Origin of the sequence: Sphingobium sp. JAI105 (assembly GCF_015752145.1) — a bacterium.
Taxonomy (GTDB): Bacteria; Pseudomonadota; Alphaproteobacteria; order Sphingomonadales; family Sphingomonadaceae; genus Sphingobium; species Sphingobium xenophagum.
The window spans coordinates 176,308-199,010 of sequence record NZ_JADOUC010000001.1 but is presented as its reverse complement, the minus strand read 5'-3'; the positions used below and the strand labels follow the sequence as shown (position 1 = coordinate 199,010).

Sequence of the window (22,703 nt, the reverse complement as noted above, 5' to 3'; positions counted from 1 at the left end):
CTATTACCATTTGATGGAGACGCCAGCGTAGAAGCTCGTGCCAAAGACGTCATAGACGCCCGGAAGCGTGTTCGATTGATCGAATGACGAGAAGGTAGCCGGTTTGGTGTCAGTCAGGTTCGTCACGCCCATCCGATACTCGAACGACTTTGCAACTTCCATTGATAGGCTGAGATCAACGTAGCTTTTTGCAGATGTATATTCGCCCGTGCCGCTTGTTCCACCGACGTAAGAAGCGTCAAGCATACGATCGACATATCGATATTGCGCACCGATAGTCGCCGGGCCGTTTGAATAGCTGACGCTGACAAGTCCCTTCCAGCGCGGTAGAGCTTTTACCGACGTCGCATCGGCATATCCGATGGAACCGCCATATTCGATGGCGGCGTCACCAGGCAGGGACTGAACCTTGAAGCTCTCTAACCGGGTCACGGATCCATTGATCTGCAATTTGCCGCCACCCGGAAAATTCGCCCCGTCAAGATCGACCAGCCAGTCAAGCGCAATATCGATACCCGACGTCTTGATATTGCCGAGATTGAGATTGTTGAGCTGCAATCCGCCAATTTCGCCGGTCGACCGGTTACGATCGAAAAGCTGGCAGTAATAGTTGCTTGGCGAGTAGGACGCATTGCTGCCATCGAAATTATAACATTTTTGAATGATAGACGTGGCGCTCAGGGTTCCGACCGCGCCCTTGATCGCAATGTTATAATAATCCGCCGACAGGGTCAGACGGGAGAACCACGGCGAGGCGATGTGCGGATCGAATGTCGCGCCGATCGTGAAAGTATCGGCAACCTCCGGCTCCAGATTGATATTACCGCCGACTGTGCCGCCCTCGATAAGCTGCGACGTCGAAAACACATAATTGTCCACGATCGCCGCAGGCACGCCCTGCGCCACGCAGAGCGACCGAACGGAAGCAGCGGAACTACCTTTGCGGTAGGCTCCGCCCACGTCGCACGGATCGCCTTGACCTCCCGTGCCGGCAAAGCCGATCGTCGGCGAGGACCGGCTGGTCGGCGCATAGGCTTCCTGAATGCTGGGAACGCGCACCGCGCGGGCGTAACCGCCACGTGCACGCAATCCTCGGACCAATTCCCAGCTCGCTTCGGCCCGGTAGGAGGACACGCCGCCCAGACGCTGGTAATCGGAATAGCGATAGCCAAGGTTGATATCCAGCGCCCTTATCAAGGGGAGATCGTGGAGGATCGGAAGGCTCAGCTCTGCATAAACCTCTTTGGCCTTGATGTTGCCATTGACAGGCACCAGCGCGCTACTTTGGAACGAAATAATGTCACCAGACTTTAGTGCGTTGTCAGGTTCGTAACCAAAGGTGTCGGACCGATAATCTGCGCCCAGTGCGAATTTCAAGGGTCCGGCTGGAAGCGTGAGCAGCGAACCCTGCAGATTTGCCTCGACCATCCCCTGTTTCGACACCGAGCTCTCACGCGTAGAGCGGCGGATATAGTCAGCGCAGGCGGAATTGGCTTGCAAGCCAAACAAGTTAAGCCCGCCCGCACACAAGGCCCGGCCACCGTCAGCCGCACTTACCAATGTTGCCAAGGCGGACGCACTGATCCCATTAAGGTTCGACCGGTCGGTCTCATTCCGGGCATATTGCCCGCTGATTTCCCAGGTCCAGTCGCCAATTCCGACATTGCCCTTGGCACCCAGCCGGACCTGGTAGACATCAGTCTCACTGTTCTGAAGGCGGGGACCAATTTCCGCGAACCGGCGCGTGACCGAAAAATTTGCAGCGGGGTTTGGTCGCGATGCCAGGATGGTCTTCAGTGCCTCGGGAACGAACGGATTTGAGAGTGGCACAAACAGGGTAGTGGATAGCGGCGCGTAGTCCGCCGTGGATGAATAATGCTGGTAGTTGCCTTCTGCATAAATCGTTGCTGCGTCAGAGATCTCAAAATCGGTATAACCATAAAGGCCGTAGCGCTTCAGAGGGATGGTGAGACCAGTGACGCCAGCCGAGTTGTAACGAACGCCCGAACCGGACGTGATCAGGCCGAATCCGCTGTCACGGAAATTGAAGCTGTCTGTTTGAAAGCTAAAAAGTGAACCGTCAGCATTGAAGCCCAGATTGCGCGAAGCGCCGACTGAACCCGGAGCTGCGCCATAACCCGAGAACACCGAGTTCACCGCATTCTGCGACGGTAAATTCGCTCCGTTTGCGACGTAGGTCCCGGTCGTCAGGGCTGACGAGGGGCGCGAAATACGCGAAAATTCACGTGATAGATTCGAGATGCCGCGGCGGTAATCATAGCTTGCGGCAAGGATGGCATGGCCGCGCCCATCAGCGAATTCCACCCCGCCTGTCGCAGACAGTTTGGCTGTAAAACCGTCGCCGCGCCCTGTGATGCCAGTCTGCGCGTCCAACTTAAGGCCAGTAAATTTGTGATTGAGTTTGAAGTTGACCACGCCGGCAACAGCGTCAGAACCATATGCTGCCGATGCACCTCCGGTCAAAACCTCAACGCTTTCGATCAGCGCGGAGGGGATCATGTTGATATCGACCGCACCCAACGAAATTGCGGCTGGCAGGCGATGGAAGTCCTGAAGGACCAACGTACGGTTTGATCCAAGCCCGCGCAGATCAAGAGTGGTGATACCGCCGAGGAGCGCGCCATTGCTTGTCGCTCCTCGTGATGGCACGATTTGCGGCAGCCTGTTGAGCACATCGTCGAGGGTAACGGAACCCGTTTGCTGCAACTGCGCGCCGTCGATCGAAACCATTGGGCTTTTTGAGTTCATATTACCCGAAATGCGCGATCCAGTGACGACGATCTCATTGGGCTGCGCGGGCGAACCGGCCTCAGTAGTTGAAGTGATCTCCTGAGCTCTGGCAATTCCACATTGCATTGAAACAGCTAGAGCAATTATTGCAGAAGCATACTGAAAGTGAAGTTTCATAAATTCACGTCCCCCAAATAATATTAATCCTTTGTTCACTCCTGCTGCAATGTTAGAATTCGATTGATATGCTATGTGCATTTATATTCAATCGATTTTTATTTGTTGGGATCGACCTTATGTCATTATTCCCACGGGCAATCTTAGCCGATTATTTTCTAAATTCGCCAACACTAAGGTAGACGTCGAGGGCAAAGACTTTCTTTCCGAATCACTGTTCGGTTAGGCGATATGCTAAGCAGCAATATGCCATAAAATCTACATATTATTCTTATTTTATGCCAAACTATCTATAAATAGCCATATTAATGGTTTTCAGGCGGGCGAATGGCCTGGGCTGGACGTCCAGGTTTGAAAAATTTCCGCTCATCGTGACGAAGATCACGGCCTGCGAGGCATCAATCCACCTGTCACGGCATTGGCCTGAATTAGAGCCAGCAGCGCTAGCCCGGAAATCTCACACCGCCGTTTGATCTGACCTGGCGGTGCGCTTTTGTGGCCTTTCGGCGGCGATGAAGGCGACCGAGATGCGAGATGGCAGCTCGAAGGAGCATTTTCGGCGGTTGCGGGGCGAGCGGGGCCATTCCCGATGGCGGGTTAAGCGAGATGGCGGATTTCGGACTGTGCGCTGTCTGGTTCGTCAGCGCGTCGCGGCGGTTCGCAAGGCCAGGTGAGCGAGTTCCCATTCGTCGCGCCACGGGTAGGCAGAGGCCATGGCGATCTTGACGCGCCGGACGCTGACAGTGACGCGCGCGCCGATCTTGAGCAGCTTGAGACGGATGGTCCCGCAACTGGCCCGCGCGAACTGGGTAAAGCGCAAGCCGACGCGGCGCAGCGCGCACAGCAACACATAGGCCATTGACGCGAACCACAGACGCAACTGGTTGTCAACGGGCACCGAAGATTCCGCAAAAGTGGGCATCTAAAATTCCCTAGTTTGGCGGGAGGGTTTGTGTCGGTGATCAGCCGTGATGGAGATCGGGCTTTTCCTTTGCTGGCGGGCGGCCGCGCCGTTTCGGCAAGGGCGGTGGGTTGATGGACGATGCCATGCGCGCATGCTCGGGCAGCAGATCGGCGTGCTGTCGCATGCGATAGCTGGAGCCCTCGATCTGGACGACCACAGCGTGGTGAAGAAGGCGGTCGAGCAGCGCGGTGGCCACCACCGGATCGCCAAAGACATCACCCCATTCGGCAAAGCCGCGGTTGGATGTCAGGATCATGGCACCCTTTTCGTATCGGGCGTTGACGAGCTGGAAGAACAGGTTGCCGCCGCCGGGCGTGACGGGAAGATACCCGATCTCGTCGACGACGAGCAGGGAGGATCGGCATAGGAAGCGGATCTTCTCGCGCAACGTGCCCTCGCGTTCAGCCTTGGTCAGTGAAGCGATCAGATCGGCGAGCGGAATGAAGTAGACGCTCTTGCCCGCCTTCACGGCCTCGACGGCAAGGGCCGTGGCGATATGGCTTTTCCCGGTGCCGGGTGGCCCCAGCAGATGCACCACCTCGGCCCGGTTGATGAAGTCCAGGCCAGCGAGCGCCAGGATGCGGTTGCGGTCGAGCGATGGCTGGAAGGAGAAGTCATATCCGTCCAGCGTCTTGATGATCGGCAGCCTGGCCATGCGCAGGGCCGCCTTGATCCTGCGGTTCTCCCGCAGCGACAGTTCTTCGTTCAGCAATATGTCGATCGCCTCAACGCCATCGATCTTGCCCTGCTCGATCCCGCGCAGGGTGGCGTCGAGCATTTCCAGGGCGCGCGGCATTTTGAGATGGACCAGACTGCGGCGGATATTATCAACGCGAGACGCAGCACCCCCATGGCTCATGGCCGTTCTCCTCGGGCCAGTTGGCTGCCGATCGCCTGATAGATCGCCAGGGAGCGCACAGCGACATGCTCGCCGATACGGCCAATGGTGATTGCATCCTTTGCGTGGTGACGACGCTTAGCGCCGCTGCCACCTGTCCGATGCGCAGGATCGATCCTGTACTGCCGGCGCCCCTCCAGGACAGGATGCTCGGCAATGACATTGCCCAGGTCGATGATCCGGATCTTGTCAGGCAACTGCTGGATTTCGACGACGCGCCGGGAGCGGTCGGGGACGCTGTAATAGTTGCCGCCGACAGAGACCATTCCATCGTGGCTGACCCGGCGCTCCAGCTTCAGAACCGCGTCGAAGCGCCCCGCCGGGAGCAACTGCAACTCAGGCTGCTCGGCGGCAAAGGCATCGGCGATGATCCGCTGCGTCGTGCCGTGGACACGGACGTTGGCGACGGTATCGAGCCAGTCGATCAGCTGGACATTGAGATCTTCCAGATTGCGGAAGCTCCGCCCCAGGAAGAAGTCCTTGCGGATGTAGCTGAACGGCCGCTCGACCTTTCCCTTGGTCTTGGCCCGATAGGGGCGACAGGCGCGTGGCACGAAGCGATAATGCCCCGCCAGGGTCAGCAATGATCGATTGTAGATGATGTGACCCTGATCATCTTCCCCGGTTACGGCGGTTTTCATGCGATCGTAGAGAATCTCGATCGGGACGCCGCCGAGCGCTTCAAAGGCCTGCATATGACAGCGCAACAGAGTTTGGAGATCCTGGTGCATGACATAGCGCGCAAACAGGAAGCGCGAATGTCCCAGCACCAGGCTGAATAGCCAGACGATCCGGCTGACGCCGGGCTCATCGGTAAATTCGACGACGAACCGGGCAAAGTCGACCTGTGCCTGCACGCCAGGCGGCGTCTCGAAGCGAACCTCGAAGGGCTTGGGGCCGTTTTCCGGTCGGATCGCTGCCAGGAACCGCTTTACTGCGGTATAGGCGCCCATATACCCCAGCTCACGGATTTCCCGCGTCAGACGCGCCGCCGTCAGATCGGGAAAGGCCGCCACTCGTTCGCGCAAAAATTCTAGATAGGGTGCCAGTTTGTTCGGTCGGCCAAGCATGCGCGGGCCGTAAACCGGGGCCTCGATGCCCCGTTCGATATATTTTCGGATGGTCTTGGGGTCGCGACCAGTGCGTCGGGCAATGGCGGATATCGATACGCCCTGCCGATGTAGTTCGAGGATCATCATCAATTCTCCAAGTCGGATCATCGGCCCCGTCTCCGCGTCTGCAAAGGAGATGAGGACAATGTCGGCTCATCTCATTCTGCCGGGGCTAGCCCCGGCAGAATGAGATGAAGGGGCCACCAACTAGGGAATTTTCAAAGCCCACTTTTGCGGAGAATTGCACGACCGATGACACTGGTTGGCGCGCATAGTGGCGGTTGAGGTGCGGTCGGCGAACAGATCGGCCTGGCATTCCTTGATGCGGTTTTCCATCTCGCCGCGCGCGCAGTAAATTTTCTCGTAGAGATCGCGCGCTTTGGCCTCGCCGGCCTTGAGCGAGGTGACCACGAAGCGCGGGTTGGTGTCGCCCTGCGTCACTTCGGCCTTGCCGACGACGCGCCGCCTGCGGCTCCAGCTATCGAGCGTGCTCCACATGAAGTCCTTGAAGCGCCGCGCCGGCTTGCCGGTCTGGCAGCTCTCGTCGGTGGCTTTGGCGAGTTCGGGCTCGATCTCGGCTGTCAGCCGCTTGTTTTTGGCGAGGCCGAACAGATAATCGACCTTGTTCGCCTCGCACCACGCCATCAGTTTCTCGCGGCAAAAGCCGCTGTCGGCGCGCAGCAGGATGCGGGTCCGCGGCCAGGAGCGACGGATTTGCGCGATGATGCGCTCGACCTCCTCGCAGGCGCCCGCCGCCCCGTCGATGTTCGAACGGCGCAACTTGGCCGCCAGCAGGTGCCGGCCGCAGAAGATGTAGAGCGGCAGGTAGCAATAGCCGTCATAATAGCCGTGGAAGAACCGGCCTTCCTGATGGCCGTGGATCGGATCATCCGTGGCGTCCAGGTCGAGGATGATCTGCTTTGGCGCCTTCTTGTGCGCTTCCAGAAACAGCGTCACGAACAGATCCTCGATCGCCTCCGGATCATGGCTGATCTTGTGGTACCGCGTCGGTTCCGGCCGCGACAGCTCCAGCCGGTTGAGCGTGCTCTTGCCCGCCAGCGGCGCGCAGGCCGCGTGTCCCGCCTCGAGCTTGCCGACCAACGTCGCCATCACCGGATCATGGCGCAACTCGTCATGATCGTTCAGATCCTCGTAGCCCAGCGCAATCCCGAATATCCGCTGGCTCACCAAGGTTCGGACTTCATGCTCGATCAATTCCGACCGGCGATGATCCGCAAAGCAGCCGGCAAACCGATCCACCAGCCTGATCGCCCGATCGGTTGCCCCCAGCAGCAGGCTCCCGGCGTCGCTCGTCACCGACCCGCCATCGAATGCCGCCACCACCGACCGCGATTCTACCCGTGCAAACTCAAATGACTTTGCGCTACACTCTGTCGGCATCGGGGAACTCCTCTGCTGTCCGGTAAGACTTTGTTGCAGAAGAAATTTATCCGATTCAGAGCCCCGATGCACCTAATCCCGTGAGATTTCCGGGCTAGCCGCAACCCCGACTGGCGTCGTTGGGGTTTTCCCAGAACTCCGCCAAGCCGTCACAAGGCTTTTACGTTTGTGGGGAGGCAACTGCGAATAGCAGCGAGCGCAGGCGGAAGGCTCGCAAGATTTTCATCATTTCTTACCTGCCGGAGCGATTGGCCTGATCATCTCCTTGATCAGATCAGGACCGCTGCCTCGTTCGAGTGTCGGATATCTTTGCCCCCCCGAATACAGGATCTGGATAGGACGAAGGTTACCGTCATTGGCCACGATCAATGCCAATGTTCCACCTTTATCAATTGCGCTGCGCAGGGAATCCCCTCTAAATTGCAACCCGCCCACTGAAATGATCTTCATACCCGGAGCTAGACCGGCCATATCCGCTGGTGTATTGAAACGCAGGTCTCGAATAGTTCCATCGGGGGAAACGAGAACACCAATCGAATAGGTCGCATCAACTGAACCATCCTCTTCGCTGATCGCAGAAAAGTCGCTCGGATACCCAGTGTACACGAGTTTATAACCCAAGCGCGAGGGAAGTTGTTCAGGCATCATGCTATTTAGCGAAAAGAGCCTTCGATCGAGAAACGCGCGCCAATCCGCCGGCACGACGCTGTTCAAGGCCTGGACAACTTCGTCCAAGTCATAGGGTTTCACGAGAGGGTCGCCGGGCGCCTTGACGAAGAACAATCGACAGAAGTCGTCCAGCGAGCGCTTGCCTTTGCTGAGGGAACGGATCTCCGCGTCGACGTCCATCCAAAGCAGGGAGCCCTCAAGATAATAATCGGTGCCGCGTCGCCAATTATTCCAATTTGCAAGTGTTGCATGCATCATTGATCCCAATCCGACACCTGTGTCGGACAGTGATCGCCATTCGCGGCCCTGGCGGTTGGCCATCCTACCGATGGCGTCGGCAAGCTGATCGCGAAACTGCGGCTCGGTCGAAAACCCGCTTCTGACAGCCAACAACTTATCGATGTAGGCGGTAAGACCCTCATAAACCCATAACAGGCTGTTATCGACTGGCTGCTGATAATTGAGCCTCACTTCTCCAATCGGGCGCCTGAACTTTCCACTCCAGCTATGGGCATATTCATGAGAAAGAAGTTCGCCGAGCCTCGATTTCGCCTCGGGTACCGCAAACAGCCCCGGTCGGCCGACATTATCACTTGATTCGTGGTGCTCTTGACCGCCGATCCCCACACTGGCTCTCAACTTGCTGGAGATCGTGACAAGAAAATCATAATGTGGAAATGGCTCGGGGCCCAACATTGCCCGGGCCTGATCAAGCATCGCTGTTAGATGATCGATTTGACCCGCTGTCATGGCGAGATCATTCGGATCGTCGACCGTGATCGTGATCCGGTGAGGGACTTTGGTTGTATTTGGCGAAAGCGCAATCGTTTTTTGATGCGTCCCCGCTGCAAGCGGTGAATCGATTAGCCGCTCAAGCGTGGTGTCTTCGAACATGAACGCACCATCCGCTCCCGATACGCCCGTCATCGCCGTTCGGGGACGCCAATCATCGGGCAAACGAATGGTTGGTTTGACCATATAAGTCTTGGGATCGGCATCCTGCGGATAGAGCGTGACCACGTGCCATCTCAATATCAGCAGATTGTCTGTAGTGGCACTGCTTGCCGGATTGATCGCCACATCCAGCGTGGGAGATGCAAGGAAATCGAAATGCACTTGCACATGATCCGCGCCGTCCGGGACCACAATGTGGAAGGCATCCATGTCATAACGATCGCGACGCCATGCTATTGGTTTGCCGTCAAACTTGACAGTAAGACCTGTCAAGTTTCCGATCGGCCCCGCCGGAAGATGGTCCCCCGGTATCCAACGAGGATAGACGAGAGTCATCGGCCCCGGTTTTGCAGGAATTTTTAGATCCGAATGCATAATACCGCGCCTGGCGTCTCGCAAATCGACATCGACGATTGCAGGTTGTGCATTCGCCTGCGCTGCTGACAGCAAACAGACGGCACCAATAAACAATCCAGTACCAGAGCGCATCATTTTCGTCCCCGTCTTCTGCTCGCTCGCCACCGCAGCGCCATTGCGATGCTGCCCTGCCCTTCACCGAGACGCCCCAGTTCAAGGACGATTACGGCAGTGCACCTCATTCTGCCACCTGTGAGAGTGCCATTTTTGGAAAAGGATAGAGCATGCTCTTGGCCGGAAATCCCTTTCCATTAGTTTTTATGGCACATTATAATCGAGATATCTAGGTTAAAAAGCCTGCTACCAACCGATCGATGGACATAAGGAAAACCCATGCGAACTTGCAGTTGGCGATGCCCACCTTCTCCGCTCCGGCTTCGCTAACAGCAAGCCGTTCATTGGGGGATCGGCCAAGCTCGTTGACGATCGCGAACGCGATTAAACTTCTTCACAGCGGACGATTGCGCTGTGTCGATCTGGTTCGGGATTGCCTCGCGGAAGTAACGGCTCGCAACGGGGCCTTGAAGGCGCTCGTTACGCTCGACTGTGACGCTACATTGAAAGAGGCAGCCGAAGCCGATGACAGGAGAACGAGCGGCCGGCCTTTGCCATCGTTACATGGCATCCCAATCTCGCTGAAGGATAATATCGACACTGCGGACATAAGAACGACAGCAGGAAGCGCGGTATTTGCCGACAGGGTTCCTTCCAGTGATGCTGAAGTCGTGCGCCGCCTGAAGTGTGCTGGCGCCATCATCATGGGCAAATGCAACATGCAGGAATTTGCACTCGGCCCCACATCGACATCCAGCATGTTTGGAGCTGTTCGCAACCCGCGTAACCCTGACTATTCTGCGGGCGGCTCATCGGGCGGTTCGGCCGCTGCGATAGCTGCCAATATGTCCATGGCATCCATCGGCACCGACACGGGCGGCTCACTGCGCAATCCCTCCGCATTCTGCGGTGTAGTCGGTTTCAAGCCCACTCATGGCCTTGTGCCGATGAAAGGGATCGTTCCGGTTGTGAGAAGCCTAGACCATTGCGGCACCATCACTAAATGTGTCGAGGATGCCCGCCTGGTCCTGGCCGCAATCGCCGGGTTTGGAGCCGACAAGGCGGAAAACTTTGGCGAACCCACCCCACGGGAAACCAGGAACTTGACCTTGGGCATCCCCGAAAATCCCTTTCTGTTCGACATTGATCCGCAGATTGTCACAAATTTTGATTTGTTACTCAGACAGGCGGGTCTTTTGGTTGGGCCTGTTAAAACGATCGAGTACAGATTTGGCGAGGAGATCGATGCAATCGACCTTGAAATCGAACAATATGCTTATCACGCGCCGCTATTTGCCGATTTTGAGCAAAAATATACTGAGTTTGGACGGATTTCGACCCGTATTATTGTGGATAAGTACGAGCAGAGAGCTAGGGACGGTATTAATGAGGCAAAGATCTATATGCGAGTACGGAAGCACTTGGAAGCATTACGGCAGCGTAGCCACAAATTGTTCGTCCATTGCGATGTCGTGATGGTGCCAACCATGCGTATCCTGCCTTGGACGATCGTTGAGGCGATTAAGCGCGATGCCGAGGTCGCGGTCCACAACTCTCGCAGCTATTCAAACGGAGCGGCTTTCAACTATCTCGGCCTCCCTGCGATAACGATACCCTGTGGCTTTGCAAATAATGGCCTTCCCCTTGGTGTTACAATTGCCGCCCCGCAATTTCACGAGCGCCAGTTACTCGCCTTTGCCGCTGCCCTCGAACGTAGCTTGGCATTCGCTCCTGGATAGCGGCAGCATTGGAACACGGGCGGCAGATGGGCAACCTCCAGCCCCGACGGTGACGATCAGCTGTAGCCGAGACGGAAAACAGAAAGGCAGGCATCGCCCCGAAGCGGCTGTGCGCTGGGTAGAAGGAAATGCCTCCAAGCGGAGCGCGCCACGACCGGTGCCGAGGGCGCCCGGTTATCGGGGCATCTGTCATTGGGCATTCGTGAGGCTGGTAGATATCGAATATGATCACGGCTATGCTGCCGCCGAATTTCGCCAGCCCACCTACCCTAAACTCTAAGCTTTGATTGTCAAAGATTGCGCACTTGTTCCATACATTGCCGGGATGCTGCGCCACGCCAAATACAGCTAGAGTTCGATTGGCCACACGGGGGAACAGTTTGACCAAGGCCGACGCGAAACTGAAGAAAAAGCTGGGTCTGGCGGACGTGTGCGCGATTAGCCTGAGTGCGTCCATCGGCGTGTCCATCTTCGCTGTTGCTGCTCCGGCGGTTGCGCTCGCAGGTCCGGCCATCCTGGCGGCACTCAGCCTGGCGGCCATCCCCATGCTTATCTTCTCGGTCGTCTATGCATTCATGTCCACGGCGCTACCGCGAACGGGAGCTTCTTACGTCTGGCCCACGCTATTTGTCGATCCCGCTGTCGGCTTTCACGTTTCATGGCTCAGGATCGCTGGAGCAGCCGGTAGCCTATACCTCATGGCGACGGTCTTTTCCGACTATCTCGCCCAGCTTGTTACAATGCCGCGGATGCCGCTGCTAATTGTAATTCTCACCTGCTCGCTGGTGCTGAATATACTAGGAGCGGGCCTCATCGGCCGCCTCGCGCAATGGCTTGTTTTGATCAAACTGATCATGCTGGGATCATTTATTGGTCACGGGCTGCCACATATCAATCTGGCGTACTTCACCCCCTTCGCTCCTTCCGGATTCATTGGTATCGCTGCAGCGATCCCTTTGCTGTTCGGTCTCTATACTGGAATAGAAAGTGCGGCCGAATGTGGTGAGGAGGTTCGAGACGACGACAAAATCATCGCAAAAGGATTGGTGATCTCATCCCTTGTAGCGCTCGTCATCTACTTCGGTACGCTCATGGTTACGATCGGGGTGATCGGCGCACCGGCTGTCTCCGCGAGCTTGGCACCTCTGGGCCTGGCAGGTGCTGCGCTTAGCCCTGGCTCGGCTCTGGCCGTGGTCTATACTGCCTTAATCGCAATTGCAGCCGCGATGAACACGCTTATGATGACGTTTGCCCGTCTCCTCTTTGCAATGGGGCGCGATGGTGTTCTCCCGGAATCATTCGGAAAACTAAATTCAAAGTTCGGCACCCCGCATTTCGCGCTTTTTGTGGCATATGCTTCTTCGCTCGCCTGCATGGCGCTCCCTAATGAGCTGCTGTTTTTGCTATTGGCCGCCAATACCCCGATCATGGTCAAATATGGTGTGAACTGCCTGTCCACTACGAGGCTGCTTCGGGATCATCCTCACCTATATCGAGCATCGGGTTTTCTAATTCGTCAAAGCCATTTAGTAATTTTGAGCTGGGTGGGCGTCGCCTGCTCCGCGCTAATGATCCTGCTGGGCCTCACAGCAGATTGGCGGCCCTATGCGCTGCTTTGCGGATGGACAGCGCTGGGCAACGCTTACTGGATGATCCATGCGCGCCATCGGCGTAGGCAAATTTATTCGCTTTAGATTCTGGCGTTGCGCTTGATCCTTCGGCTGGCGCGACGGAAGATCAAACAAAGGAGATAGAGAAATATGACATCCGCACCGGATCTACCCGTCAAAGCACTGGATGAAATGGACACTGAAATTCTGAAAATTCTAGGCACCGACGGCAGAGCGAGTGCCCGCGATGTCGCAGCGATCATCGGTCTATCAGTGACTCCTACGGTGCGGCGGATCAAGCATCTTGAGGATAGCGGATACATCACCGGTTACAGTGCGCAGCTGAGCGAAGAAAAGCTCGGCGGAAAACTCATAATTTTCATTACAATTGCGCTCTCTCACAAGAGTGTAGAGAGCATCAGGGCGTTCGAGGAGGAAGTAATTAAGCTTCGTCAAGTTTTATCTTGCGACCTTCTTGTTGGTGAATCAGATTATTTACTGAGAGTTATGGCGCATGACATGGATGAATATCATCTTTTTCTGACAGAGCAATTGATGACGATACCGGGAATTGGAAAAGTTGGATCAAACTTCTCGCTAAAGCGGATTTTAAAAAGACGGTCCGTTTTAGATCAAATTTGAGGTAAGGCGCTGTCTTGTGACGTTTTTATCCGACCGTTGATTGCTGTTGAGAATTGCCTCGGCAGCATAATTTCAGAATGGCCGACCCTGGCTTTCTAATCTTGCCTCCGTCAGGCTCTTGGCACGGAGGCGAGAGGCTAGGGTCAGGATCTGTAATTGCAGAGCTAGGCCGTAGACTCATAAGCTCGCAGCCACAGTCGCATTGAGGCGAGCTGGACCATGGCGAGGAAGTTGGCCGCGAGCTTATCGTAGCGGGTGGCGACGCGGCGGAAGTGCTTCAACTTAGAGAAGAACCGCTCGATGAGGTTGCGCTCGCGGTAGAGCCGTTTGCTGAAGCACGGCTTCCACTTGCGGTTGCTCTTGGGCGGGATGTTGGGCGTGGCGCCCTGTTCCTGGATCAGATCACGGATGCGGTCGGCGTCATAGGCCTTGTCCGCCAGCACTATGGTGCGTGGGCCGAGATGGTCGAGCAGCTTATCGGCGATCTGCCCATCGTGCGTCTGCCCGGCGGTCAGACCGAGCCGGATCGGGAGCCCTTGCGCGTCGACGACGACGTGGATCTTGGTCGTGAGCCCGCCTCGGCTGCGACCGAGGCAATGATCTGGACCCCCTTTTTTGCGGTCGCAGCTTGCTGGTGCGCCCGAATAGAAGTGCTGTCGATCATCTGAATTTCGCCGTCGTGCGCGGCGCAGATGGCGTCCATCAGCCGGTCCCACGCCCCCGCCTTCCGCCATCTCACGAAGCGGTTGTAGCAGGTGGTTCGCGGGCCGTAGCGTTCCGGAAGGTCGCGCCATGGTGCACCGGATCGCAGCACCCAGAAGATGCCGTTCAGAACGCGGCGATCGTCAACGCGCGGCACGCCTCGCGGCTTGTTGGGTAGCAGCGGCTCGATCACGCGCCACTCGAAGTCGGTCAGGTCATATCGGCTCATGCCGATCCTGAATCAGCATAACAGCCTGAAGGGAAGCCCATGCCGTTCAAAGTTGAGAGCATCGGTGCTATACTGGCAGCGCGGCGGGGGGACGGACACCTCGTAAGAGGCACCAGAGGGTAATGCTGACCGCGCCCAGGGTCTTGGGCACCGTCTGCGTAATAGTCAGGCGCAGACCTTAGCCCCGCCGCACAACCCCGCTAACCTGTTTTATGGGTTCACGGCCTAGTATCGCGGCACAAAGATTATGACTCTTTGACAGGGTAGGCTTTGCGGAGCTTGTCGCGGGCCTTCTCGGTGGTGAACATCCAGTTGATCCTGGCATTTTCGGCGTTGCGGCGCTTTTCCCAGGCAGCGATCTCCGCGATGATCTGCTCTTTGTTATCGATGCGGCGGTCGAGGCACTGGCTGCGCAGGACACCGATTTCGATTTCCACCATATTGAGCCAACTGGCGTGTTTCGGGGTGTAATGGATCTCAAGGCGCCTGAGCACCCGGCGCGCTTCGGGTGCGGGGAAGGTATCGTAGATCGCGCCGGGCGTATGGTTGGAAAGATTGTCCATGACCACGCGGATGACCGGCGCGTCGGGAAAGTCGATATCGACCAGTTCGCGCATGCAGTGGGCAAAATCCTGGTTGGTACGCCGATCTGTGACTTTGACCCGGCGCCAGGGCCGGTGAGCGTAAAGAAAGACGAAAAGATTGACGGTGCCATTACGGCGATACTCGTAATCATAGCGTTCAAGCTGGCCGGGTTTTGCCGGAAACGGTTTGCGCACCTCGCCGATCAACTGGGTCGGGCTTTCGTCGAAACAGACAACGGGCCGTAGCGGATCAGGCGCTTCGGCATAAAGGTCCAGCACGTCCTCCATGCGGGCAACATATTCGCCGTCGATCCTGGGAATGCACCACAAGTCCTTCCGCCACGGTTTCAGATGGTTCTCGGCCAGTCGTCGGCGCACGGTTTCCGACGAAAGCTCGTGATGGTCAGTTAGCCTCGCCATTTTTTTCGCCGGCGAGCAGCTCAAGCGTCCAGCGCGTGCGACCTGGCGGCGGCTTCGAGCAGGCCGTCGCCACCAGCAACGCCTCCTCCGTTCCCGATAGCTTCCGCGCAACGCCGGGCCGCGGCTCTTCACTCAAGGCGGCATCAAGGTCTGCCGTCACCAGCCGACGTCTGGTCCGGTAGATGGTCGATGCGCTGACCTTCAGCGTCGAAGCCATCACATCGGCCGCTACGCCGTCGTCAGCAGCCAACAGGATCTGGGCGCGCTTGAGCCTGCGGGCTGAATGTCGACCACTGCTCAACAGGGTTTCGAGCCGGTCTCGCTCTTCCTGGCTGAGTTCCACGAGATACTTTATGTTCATCCGGGCCTCCTCTTCCAGCGGCCAGGCCCAGATGAATCGCGGGACATGAATCACAAATGAGTCAGAGACTTGCCGAGATAGAGCGTGCGCAACCTCCGCGCTTCACGCCGCTTCAAGGCCAGTACCTGGCGTTCATCTACGCCTACGGCAGGATTTTCAAACGGCCGCCAGCCGAAGCAGACATGCGGCGGCATTTCGAAGTGACCGCGCCCTCCGTCCATCAGATGGTGGTCGCTCTCGAAAAGGCTGGCCTCATCAAACGAGAGACCGGCGCCGCACGATCCATTCAGCTCATGCTCGCTCCAGAGGAATTGCCTATCCTGCGTTGAACCAGCTGGCGTCGAACCAACCGGTCGTAATCTCTGTGGCGCGATACTAGATAGACTGGGCCAACTCGCCTTATGCTGCCCGTGTCGAACCTGCGCGGTACACCCCGTGCCGCACCTTTACGAGAAGACCTTCGTCGCACATGCGAGAGAGATAGCATCTGTGGACGCCGATTTTGGTGAGGTCCTTTGTTCGAACCTCACCTTTATCCAAAGCCAGTGCGACCGCTATCTGTCGAATTGTGGGCCTCGGTCCACCCGCTAGGCGAATGCGCTGCGCTCGATCGCGCTCGCGCTGGTCGTGCCCCTGGTGGTGGTGTAGGTTTTGAGGGTTAGCGAAGCTGACCGGACGCGCGCTCATCGATAAAGCGCTGTAGCGGCCGGTCAGTTTCGCGGGTGGTCACCGGCGAACTTCGGATAAGTTGGAGTTGCGAAGCTCAACTTACGGAGACCACCGATGACCTCTGACAAGATGGACCTGCACGCCCTGGTTGGGAAGACAGCCGACGGCGATTTTCTACGCGACATGATCGGCTTTGCCGCGCAGCGGCTGATGGAACTGGAGGTGGGCAGTGTGACCGGCGCTGCCTATGGTGAGAAAGATCCTGAGCGCTTGGCACAGCGCAACGGTTATCGGGATCGGGACTGGGAGACGCGAGCAGGCACGGTCGAGCTGCGGATCCCCAAGCTGCGCAAGGGAACATATTTTCCCGGGTTCCTGGAGCCCCGTCGCTTGGCGGAGAAAGCGCTGACGGCCGTCATTCAGGAAGCCTATATCCAAGGCATTTCAACCCGCTCGGTCGACGATTTGGTGAAGGCCATGGGGATGAGCGGTATCTCAAAGAGCCAGGTTAGCCGGCTGTGCGTGGAGATCGATGAACGCGTGAAGGCTTTTCTCGATCGTCCGATTGAAGGCGACTGGCCTTACCTGTGGATGGACGCGACCTATATCAAAGTGCGGCGGGCCGGTCGCATTGTCTCGGTCGCCGTCATCATCGCCGTCGGCGTCAACAGCGATGGCCGGCGCGAAGTGCTCGGCATGGCGATCGGTCATTCCGAAGCTGAGGTCTTCTGGACCGATTTTCTACGCAGCCTTGCCCGTCGCGGTCTGCGCGGCGTGAAGCTGGTGATCTCCGATTCCCATGAAGGCATAAAAGCTTCCGTCGCCAAAATGTTCAGCGCCACCTGGCAGCGGTGCCGGGTTCATTTCATGCGCAATGCGCTGGCCCATGCCGGCAAGAGCGGACGCCGGGTCGTGTCGGCATTCATCGCCACCGCTTTCGCCCAGGAAACTCCAGAGGCCGCAAAGGCCCAATGGCGTAGCGTCGCCGATCAATTGCGCCCTACCGTGCCAAAACTCGCTGCCCTGATGGACAGCGCCGAGGAGGATGTGCTGGCCTACATGACCTTCCCAGCCCAACATCGCACGAAGTTGCACAGCAACAATCCGATCGAGCGGCTCAATGGCGAGATCAAGCGGCGCACCGATGTTGTCGGTATCTTCCCCAACGAAGAGGCGATCACCCGCCTTGTTGGTGCTATCCTCTTGGAACAGAATGATGTGTATGGACCACCCCCACCTTGCAAGGCTTTTCAACAGATTTCGACGATTTCGGATCTTGCGGTCGTGTATCCGGCCTTGTTGTGCGGCATTACACACCGCAGGCCCCTATGGTTTCCGCGGATCGACGGCCGGACAAATGGACGAACTCAAATTGGTTCGCATCATTTCAGTGACCTTTGTCGATCCCCGGTGATACCGGTTCGCCATACTCTGTCGTTGCCCTCGCAAGTCGGCACCATCACATCGGCGCCGAACTGGTTAGGCCGCCATCGGCAAAGGCGATGGACGGCGGTATACCTCATTCCTGGTCAACATGGCCCAGATCGAGCGAGCCGTCTTGTGAGCGACGGCTGTTGAGGCCACATTCACGGGCCTCCTGTCGACCAAAGCTTTAAGCCAGGGCCGAGGTGTCACGTCCTTGCGGAACGTTGTTCCTACAACGGCCCGAGCTCCATGGATCAAGAGCGTTCGGAGATATCGATCGCCGCCTTTGCTGATCCGACCAATCTTCTCTTTTCCCCCGCTCGCTCGAATCCGCGGCGTCAGGCCAAGCCAAGCTGCAAAATGACGGGAAGACTTGAACTGACTGCCATCGCCGACGGCTGCCACAATCGCTGTCGCCGTAATTGGGCCCACGCCCGGAGCAGTAGCCAGACGCTGGCTGTCCGGGTTTGATTTGTGCCAGGCGACGATCCGCTTCTCCATCTCGCCAAGCTTATCGGTTAATGTGTCGATGTGCCGGAAAAGACATCGCAACGCTTCTCGCGCTTCGTCCGGGACGACGGTCTTGTCCGAGGTTGCAAGACGCTCGCTCAATATCGCGAGCTGTCGCACGCCCTTGCCCGCGATAAGCCCGTATTCGCCCAGCAGTCCGCGCAGTGCATTGATCGTCGCCGTTCGCTGTCGGACCAACAGGCTGCGGACACGATGCAAAGCCAGAACCGCCTGTTGCTGCTTCGTCTTGATAGGAACAAACCGCATGTTCGGCTTGGCGACGGCCTCGCATATGGCCTCCGCGTCGGCGGCGTCCGTCTTGTTCCGCTTCACGTACGGCTTAACGTACTGAGGTGGAATGAGCTTGACCGTGTGGCCGATCTCCACAAGCAAGCGCGCCCAGTGATGCGCGCTAGAACACGCTTCCATTCCGACTAGGCACGGCGGCTGCTTTTTGAAGAAGGCCGCCATATCGGCCCGAGAGAGCTTTCGGCGAAGCACGGTTAAGCCGGCCTCATCTACACCGTGAACTTGGAAAACCGTTTTGGCCAGATCAAGGCCAATCGTAACAACTGACATCGCGCTTCCTCCACTTTAATGGCACCACATAATATGATCGTTTGCATGGGGGTGGTCCATGCCATCAAATGGGCCGTGCAGCGATGCCGTTACATGACGCTTGAGAGCGTCTCAGGTTTAAGCGATAATCCCATCATCACGTTGCCTGCCATGGCAGCTTGATCAGCCCGGCTTAGCCGGAGGTCGCTGTGACTACCGCAGGCGAACCTACACCACGCCTTGGGGCACGATCCTCGCGCTTTCGCACACCATTAGTCGGTTGGCGGGGTTGCGGTAGAGGCGCTTCCATCGCGAATCCATCGATTGAAAAGCGGCGGTCGGTCACCGAGGATCGCATGATCGCCCTATAGCGGGAAATCGTCTGACGCGCCTCATCCGTCGCGAGCCTGAAAATTGTTTTGTTCGTGTCCTTCAAAGAGAGCAGTCGCGGAACGAATACTTCCTCCGTCAGTGATACGGATTTCCTAAAACCGGAACCACAGTTCCTACCCTGTTGCCGGCACCAGAAACGTTTGTCATCAGTCGCACGATGGACTCGGATATTAGCTCGCAATCTGTCGCTGGGTGAATAGCTAAGCCCGTGTCGATTGAACGTACATAGAACGAAGCGAGCAGGTGCGATTGAACTTGGACGCGAAGGCGCCACACGCTCGCCCCCGAGCGATGAACCCCTCGCGTTCGGCACTACGAAAGTACCTAAATGCGGTTGTGAGCATGTGCTGAGTAAGCGCCGACGGAAGGCGGCCTTGTTGCCGGCGCCGGAATAGGAAAGCTCGCGGCCTTTGAGGAGGTGTGAGCATGGACATCGAGCAGTCAAACGAGCCTCGTATGAGCGGTCGCGGTGATGGCGGAGCGCTTGTACGGGTGGAGCGGCGTCGGAACTGGAGTGACGAGGAGAAGCTGGCGATTCTGAAGGAGACGACGGCGCCGGGGGCGATCGTCTCGGCCGTGGCTCGGCGGCACAGCGTTGGAACAGGCCAGCTTTATACCTGGCGCAAGCAGCTGCTTCGCGGAGCGATGGCGGGCTTCGTACCTGTCGAACTGGCAGCATCATCGCCGTCGGCCAAAGCTCGGGAGCCAGGGCGGATTGAGGTTCGAGGGCGGTGCGGCCTGACGGTGTTGGTTGATGGCGAGGTCGATCGGGCCGCCCTGAAACAGGTGCTTGATGTCCTGCGGGAGCTGGATCATTGAGCTTGGCATTCCCGCCTTCGACAAAAATCTATCTGTCCCTGCCACCGTGCGACATGCGCAAATGGGCCGTGCAGCGATGCCGTTACATGACGCTTGAGAGCGTCTCAGGTTTAAGCGATAATCCCATCATCACGTTGCCTGCCATGGCAGCTTGATCAGCCCGGCTTAGCCGGAGGTCGCTGTGACTACCGCAGGCGAACCTACACCACGCCTTGGGGCACGATCCTCGCGCTTTCGCACACCATTAGTCGGTTGGCGGGGTTGCGGTAGAGGCGCTTCCATCGCGAATCCATCGATTGAAAAGCGGCGGTCGGTCACCGAGGATCGCATGATCGCCCTATAGCGGGAAATCGTCTGACGCGCCTCATCCGTCGCGAGCCTGAAAATTGTTTTGTTCGTGTCCTTCAAAGAGAGCAGTCGCGGAACGAATACTTCCTCCGTCAGTGATACGGATTTCCTAAAACCGGAACCACAGTTCCTACCCTGTTGCCGGCACCAGAAACGTTTGTCATCAGTCGCACGATGGACTCGGATATTAGCTCGCAATCTGTCGCTGGGTGAATAGCTAAGCCCGTGTCGATTGAACGTACATAGAACGAAGCGAGCAGGTGCGATTGAACTTGGACGCGAAGGCGCCACACGCTCGCCCCCGAGCGATGAACCCCTCGCGTTCGGCACTACGAAAGTACCTAAATGCGGTTGTGAGCATGTGCTGAGTAAGCGCCGACGGAAGGCGGCCTTGTTGCCGGCGCCGGAATAGGAAAGCTCGCGGCCTTTGAGGAGGTGTGAGCATGGACATCGAGCAGTCAAACGAGCCTCGTATGAGCGGTCGCGGTGATGGCGGAGCGCTTGTACGGGTGGAGCGGCGTCGGAACTGGAGTGACGAGGAGAAGCTGGCGATTCTGAAGGAGACGACGGCGCCGGGGGCGATCGTCTCGGCCGTGGCTCGGCGGCACAGCGTTGGAACAGGCCAGCTTTATACCTGGCGCAAGCAGCTGCTTCGCGGAGCGATGGCGGGCTTCGTACCTGTCGAACTGGCAGCATCATCGCCGTCGGCCAAAGCTCGGGAGCCAGGGCGGATTGAGGTTCGAGGGCGGTGCGGCCTGACGGTGTTGGTTGATGGCGAGGTCGATCGGGCCGCCCTGAAACAGGTGCTTGATGTCCTGCGGGAGCTGGATCATTGAGCTTGGCATTCCCGCCTTCGACAAAAATCTATCTGTCCCTGCCACCGTGCGACATGCGCAAGGGGTTTGACGGGCTGTCAGCGCAGGTGCGCAATATTCTTCAGCTCGATCCCTTCTCGGGGGCAGTGTTCCTGTTCCGCGGGAAGAGGGGCGACAGGCTGAAGGCCTTGGTCTGGGACGGCTCAGGGCTATGCCTGTATGCGAAGCGTCTTGAGCGCGGAAAGTTTGTTTGGCCACGTGCTCATGAGGGCGCGCTTCGCCTGTCGGCAGCCCAGCTTGCGATGTTGCTCGAAGGCATGAACTGGAAGCAGGCGATCGTCCACGACGAGGTGATCACGCCGAGGCTCGCATAGCCAAAAAGATCAGGAAAACCGCCATTTTATGTAGGCTTTGCCGTCGGCTTGGGCTATTATCGGCGGTATGCGGTTCGCCCTTGATCGCCTTCCCACAGACCCGGTTCTCCTGCAGAAAATGCTGCTGGAGATGGCCGATGCTATGGAGCAGGAACGGGCCGAACGGAGAGCCGCGGAAGCCACCGTCAAAGCCCAGACCTTGCGGATCGAAAAGCTCGAGCATCGTGTCGCGCGGCTGCTGCGCGTCCAGTTCGGCCGCAGCTCCGAGAAAATGGATATCGCCCAGTTGCGGCTGATGTTCGAGGAGGTCGAAGCCCCGGAGCCGGCAAACGATGAGGTGTCGGCGCCGTCTGTGGCGAAATCGGCCCGCAAATCCGGCGGCCGTGTTCCGCTTCCTGCGCACTTCCCGCGTCATACAGTCGATCATCAGCCCAGCCCGTGCAGTACCGGTTGTAACGGGCCGTCAGTACAGATTAACGAGGCTGTCACTGAGGTTCTCGACTATGTCCCGGCGCGCTTCCGGGTCATTCGCCACGTGCGACCAAGACTGGTGTGCCGGTCCTGCGAACAGATCCGCCAGGCCCCCGCTGTCGATCTGCCACTCCCCAAGGTGATGGCGAGCAGCAGCTTGCTGGCCCATCTCGTCGTCAATCGCTTTGTCGATCATCAGCCCTGGCATCGGCAGTCGGTGATCTTCCGCCGCGTGGGACTCCACATCGATCGGGACGTGATGAGCCGCTGGGCCCGAAAACTGGCATGGCTGCTGGCGCCGCTGGGTGAGCGGCTGTTCGCCTATATCCGGGAAGCCGCCAAGATCCACGGTGACGACACGCCGGTCACGCTGCTGGGCAATGGCGATGGCAGCCGGACTGGGCACTTCTGGGTATATCTGCGTGATGACCGCTCCAGCGGCGATATGAGCCCGCCTGCCGTGGTCTTCCGCTTCAGCGCCGATCGTGGCGGAGCGCATCCGGCAGAACATCTCGCCGACTATCGGGGGTATCTACAGGCAGACGGCTTTGCCGGGTACAACGCACTTTACCGTGACCCCAAGACCAAGGCGCCCAGGGATATCGTCGAAGTGGGATGCTGGAGCCATTATCCAGAG

Annotated in this window: 13 protein-coding genes and 6 pseudogenes; 9 read left to right on the top strand and 10 right to left on the bottom strand. The window is 57.9% G+C overall.

The features are described from left to right. Positions 1 to 3 precede the first annotated feature (3 nt). The 6 genes and pseudogenes from IWY39_RS00810 to IWY39_RS00785 form a co-directional block, all read right to left on the bottom strand. Positions 4 to 2,928, bottom strand: coding sequence for a TonB-dependent receptor domain-containing protein (locus IWY39_RS00810; RefSeq protein WP_181316870.1), 2,925 nt, complete (start codon positions 2,926 to 2,928; stop codon positions 4 to 6). A 640-nt stretch (positions 2,929 to 3,568) separates the two neighbouring features. Beyond that, positions 3,569 to 3,814, bottom strand: a pseudogene (locus IWY39_RS00805) (transposase); the annotation flags it as partial. Between the two features lie 76 nt (positions 3,815 to 3,890). Further along, complete coding sequence (gene istB, locus IWY39_RS00800) at positions 3,891 to 4,751, bottom strand: IS21-like element helper ATPase IstB (protein WP_145169982.1); 861 nt, start codon at positions 4,749 to 4,751, stop codon at positions 3,891 to 3,893. Then, complete coding sequence (gene istA, locus IWY39_RS00795) at positions 4,748 to 6,010, bottom strand: IS21 family transposase (RefSeq protein WP_145169980.1); 1,263 nt, start codon at positions 6,008 to 6,010, stop codon at positions 4,748 to 4,750. Before istA ends, istB begins: the two co-directional genes overlap by 4 nt. Before the next feature lie 150 nt (positions 6,011 to 6,160). Further along, positions 6,161 to 7,303 (bottom strand): annotated as a pseudogene (locus tag IWY39_RS00790) (IS1380 family transposase); the annotation flags it as partial. Positions 7,304 to 7,528: 225 nt separating this feature from the next. Then, positions 7,529 to 9,448, bottom strand: a complete 1,920-nt coding sequence (locus IWY39_RS00785) for a M61 family metallopeptidase (RefSeq protein ID WP_107126486.1) — start codon at positions 9,446 to 9,448, stop codon at positions 7,529 to 7,531. A gap of 248 nt (positions 9,449 to 9,696) precedes the next feature. Here IWY39_RS00785 and IWY39_RS00780 point away from each other — a divergent pair, with 248 nt between their 5' ends. From IWY39_RS00780 to IWY39_RS00770, 3 genes are all read left to right on the top strand, one after another. Beyond that, positions 9,697 to 11,136: an amidase gene (locus tag IWY39_RS00780; RefSeq protein ID WP_231377549.1), complete on the top strand. Its 1,440-nt coding sequence runs from the start codon at positions 9,697 to 9,699 to the stop codon at positions 11,134 to 11,136. 380 nt (positions 11,137 to 11,516) lie between these two features. Further along, positions 11,517 to 12,830 (top strand): APC family permease, encoded by a 1,314-nt coding sequence (locus tag IWY39_RS00775; RefSeq protein ID WP_181316887.1) that lies wholly within the window; start codon positions 11,517 to 11,519, stop codon positions 12,828 to 12,830. A gap of 66 nt (positions 12,831 to 12,896) precedes the next feature. Then, the gene (locus IWY39_RS00770) at positions 12,897 to 13,388 is read left to right on the top strand and encodes an Lrp/AsnC family transcriptional regulator (RefSeq protein ID WP_107126483.1); all 492 of its coding nucleotides are present in this window, start codon (positions 12,897 to 12,899) and stop codon (positions 13,386 to 13,388) included. Between the two features lie 164 nt (positions 13,389 to 13,552). On the opposite strand, the pseudogene IWY39_RS00765 reads toward IWY39_RS00770, so the two are convergent. Then, positions 13,553 to 14,319: pseudogene (locus IWY39_RS00765) on the bottom strand (IS5 family transposase). Between the two features lie 245 nt (positions 14,320 to 14,564). Next, a pseudogene (locus tag IWY39_RS00760) lies at positions 14,565 to 15,684 on the bottom strand (IS630 family transposase). A 56-nt stretch (positions 15,685 to 15,740) separates the two neighbouring features. Here IWY39_RS00760 and IWY39_RS00755 point away from each other — a divergent pair. Beyond that, positions 15,741 to 16,013: a LexA family protein gene (locus IWY39_RS00755; RefSeq protein ID WP_107126481.1), complete on the top strand. Its 273-nt coding sequence runs from the start codon at positions 15,741 to 15,743 to the stop codon at positions 16,011 to 16,013. A gap of 70 nt (positions 16,014 to 16,083) precedes the next feature. Here the strand turns inward: IWY39_RS00755 and IWY39_RS00750 are convergent, their stop codons facing one another. Continuing rightward, complete coding sequence (locus tag IWY39_RS00750) at positions 16,084 to 16,371, bottom strand: type IV toxin-antitoxin system AbiEi family antitoxin domain-containing protein (RefSeq protein ID WP_107126480.1); 288 nt, start codon at positions 16,369 to 16,371, stop codon at positions 16,084 to 16,086. A gap of 96 nt (positions 16,372 to 16,467) precedes the next feature. Between IWY39_RS00750 and IWY39_RS00745 the strand changes: the two are divergent. Further along, positions 16,468 to 17,571: pseudogene (locus IWY39_RS00745) on the top strand (IS256 family transposase); the annotation flags it as partial. Positions 17,572 to 17,832: 261 nt separating this feature from the next. On the opposite strand, the gene IWY39_RS00740 reads toward IWY39_RS00745, so the two are convergent. Continuing rightward, the gene (locus IWY39_RS00740; RefSeq protein WP_107126479.1) at positions 17,833 to 18,867 is read right to left on the bottom strand and encodes an IS110 family transposase; all 1,035 of its coding nucleotides are present in this window, start codon (positions 18,865 to 18,867) and stop codon (positions 17,833 to 17,835) included. Positions 18,868 to 19,665: 798 nt separating this feature from the next. Here IWY39_RS00740 and tnpA (IWY39_RS00735) point away from each other — a divergent pair. The 4 genes and pseudogenes from tnpA (IWY39_RS00735) to tnpC form a co-directional block, all read left to right on the top strand. After that, a complete protein-coding gene (gene tnpA, locus IWY39_RS00735; protein ID WP_107126478.1) occupies positions 19,666 to 20,058 on the top strand; it encodes an IS66-like element accessory protein TnpA in 393 nt (130 codons plus the stop codon). Positions 20,059 to 20,849: 791 nt separating this feature from the next. Then, positions 20,850 to 21,242, top strand: a complete 393-nt coding sequence (tnpA, locus tag IWY39_RS00730) for an IS66-like element accessory protein TnpA (protein ID WP_107126478.1) — start codon at positions 20,850 to 20,852, stop codon at positions 21,240 to 21,242. After that, entirely contained in the window at positions 21,239 to 21,595 is a 357-nt protein-coding gene (gene tnpB, locus IWY39_RS00725; RefSeq protein WP_420706032.1) for an IS66 family insertion sequence element accessory protein TnpB, read from the top strand. Before tnpA (IWY39_RS00730) ends, tnpB begins: the two co-directional genes overlap by 4 nt. A gap of 67 nt (positions 21,596 to 21,662) precedes the next feature. Further along, a pseudogene (gene tnpC / locus IWY39_RS24510) lies at positions 21,663 to 22,634 on the top strand (IS66 family transposase); the annotation flags it as partial. Positions 22,635 to 22,703 lie beyond the last annotated feature (69 nt).

Excerpts from the sequence above, each read along its gene's own strand:
- IWY39_RS00780 (WP_231377549.1), top strand. The coding sequence starts at position 9,697 with ATGCCCACCTTCTCCGCTCCGGCTTCGCTAACAGCAAGCCGTTCATTG.
- tnpA (WP_107126478.1), top strand. The coding sequence starts at position 19,666 with ATGGACATCGAGCAGTCAAACGAGCCTCGTATGAGCGGTCGCGGTGAT.
- istB (WP_145169982.1), bottom strand. The coding sequence starts at position 4,751 with ATGAGCCATGGGGGTGCTGCGTCTCGCGTTGATAATATCCGCCGCAGT.
- IWY39_RS00770 (WP_107126483.1), top strand. The coding sequence starts at position 12,897 with ATGACATCCGCACCGGATCTACCCGTCAAAGCACTGGATGAAATGGAC.
- IWY39_RS00810 (WP_181316870.1), bottom strand. The coding sequence starts at position 2,928 with ATGAAACTTCACTTTCAGTATGCTTCTGCAATAATTGCTCTAGCTGTT.
- IWY39_RS00755 (WP_107126481.1), top strand. The coding sequence starts at position 15,741 with ATGAGTCAGAGACTTGCCGAGATAGAGCGTGCGCAACCTCCGCGCTTC.
- tnpA (WP_107126478.1), top strand. The coding sequence starts at position 20,850 with ATGGACATCGAGCAGTCAAACGAGCCTCGTATGAGCGGTCGCGGTGAT.
- IWY39_RS00750 (WP_107126480.1), bottom strand. The coding sequence starts at position 16,371 with ATGAGCGCGCGTCCGGTCAGCTTCGCTAACCCTCAAAACCTACACCAC.
- istA (WP_145169980.1), bottom strand. The coding sequence starts at position 6,010 with ATGATCCGACTTGGAGAATTGATGATGATCCTCGAACTACATCGGCAG.
- IWY39_RS00740 (WP_107126479.1), bottom strand. The coding sequence starts at position 18,867 with ATGTCAGTTGTTACGATTGGCCTTGATCTGGCCAAAACGGTTTTCCAA.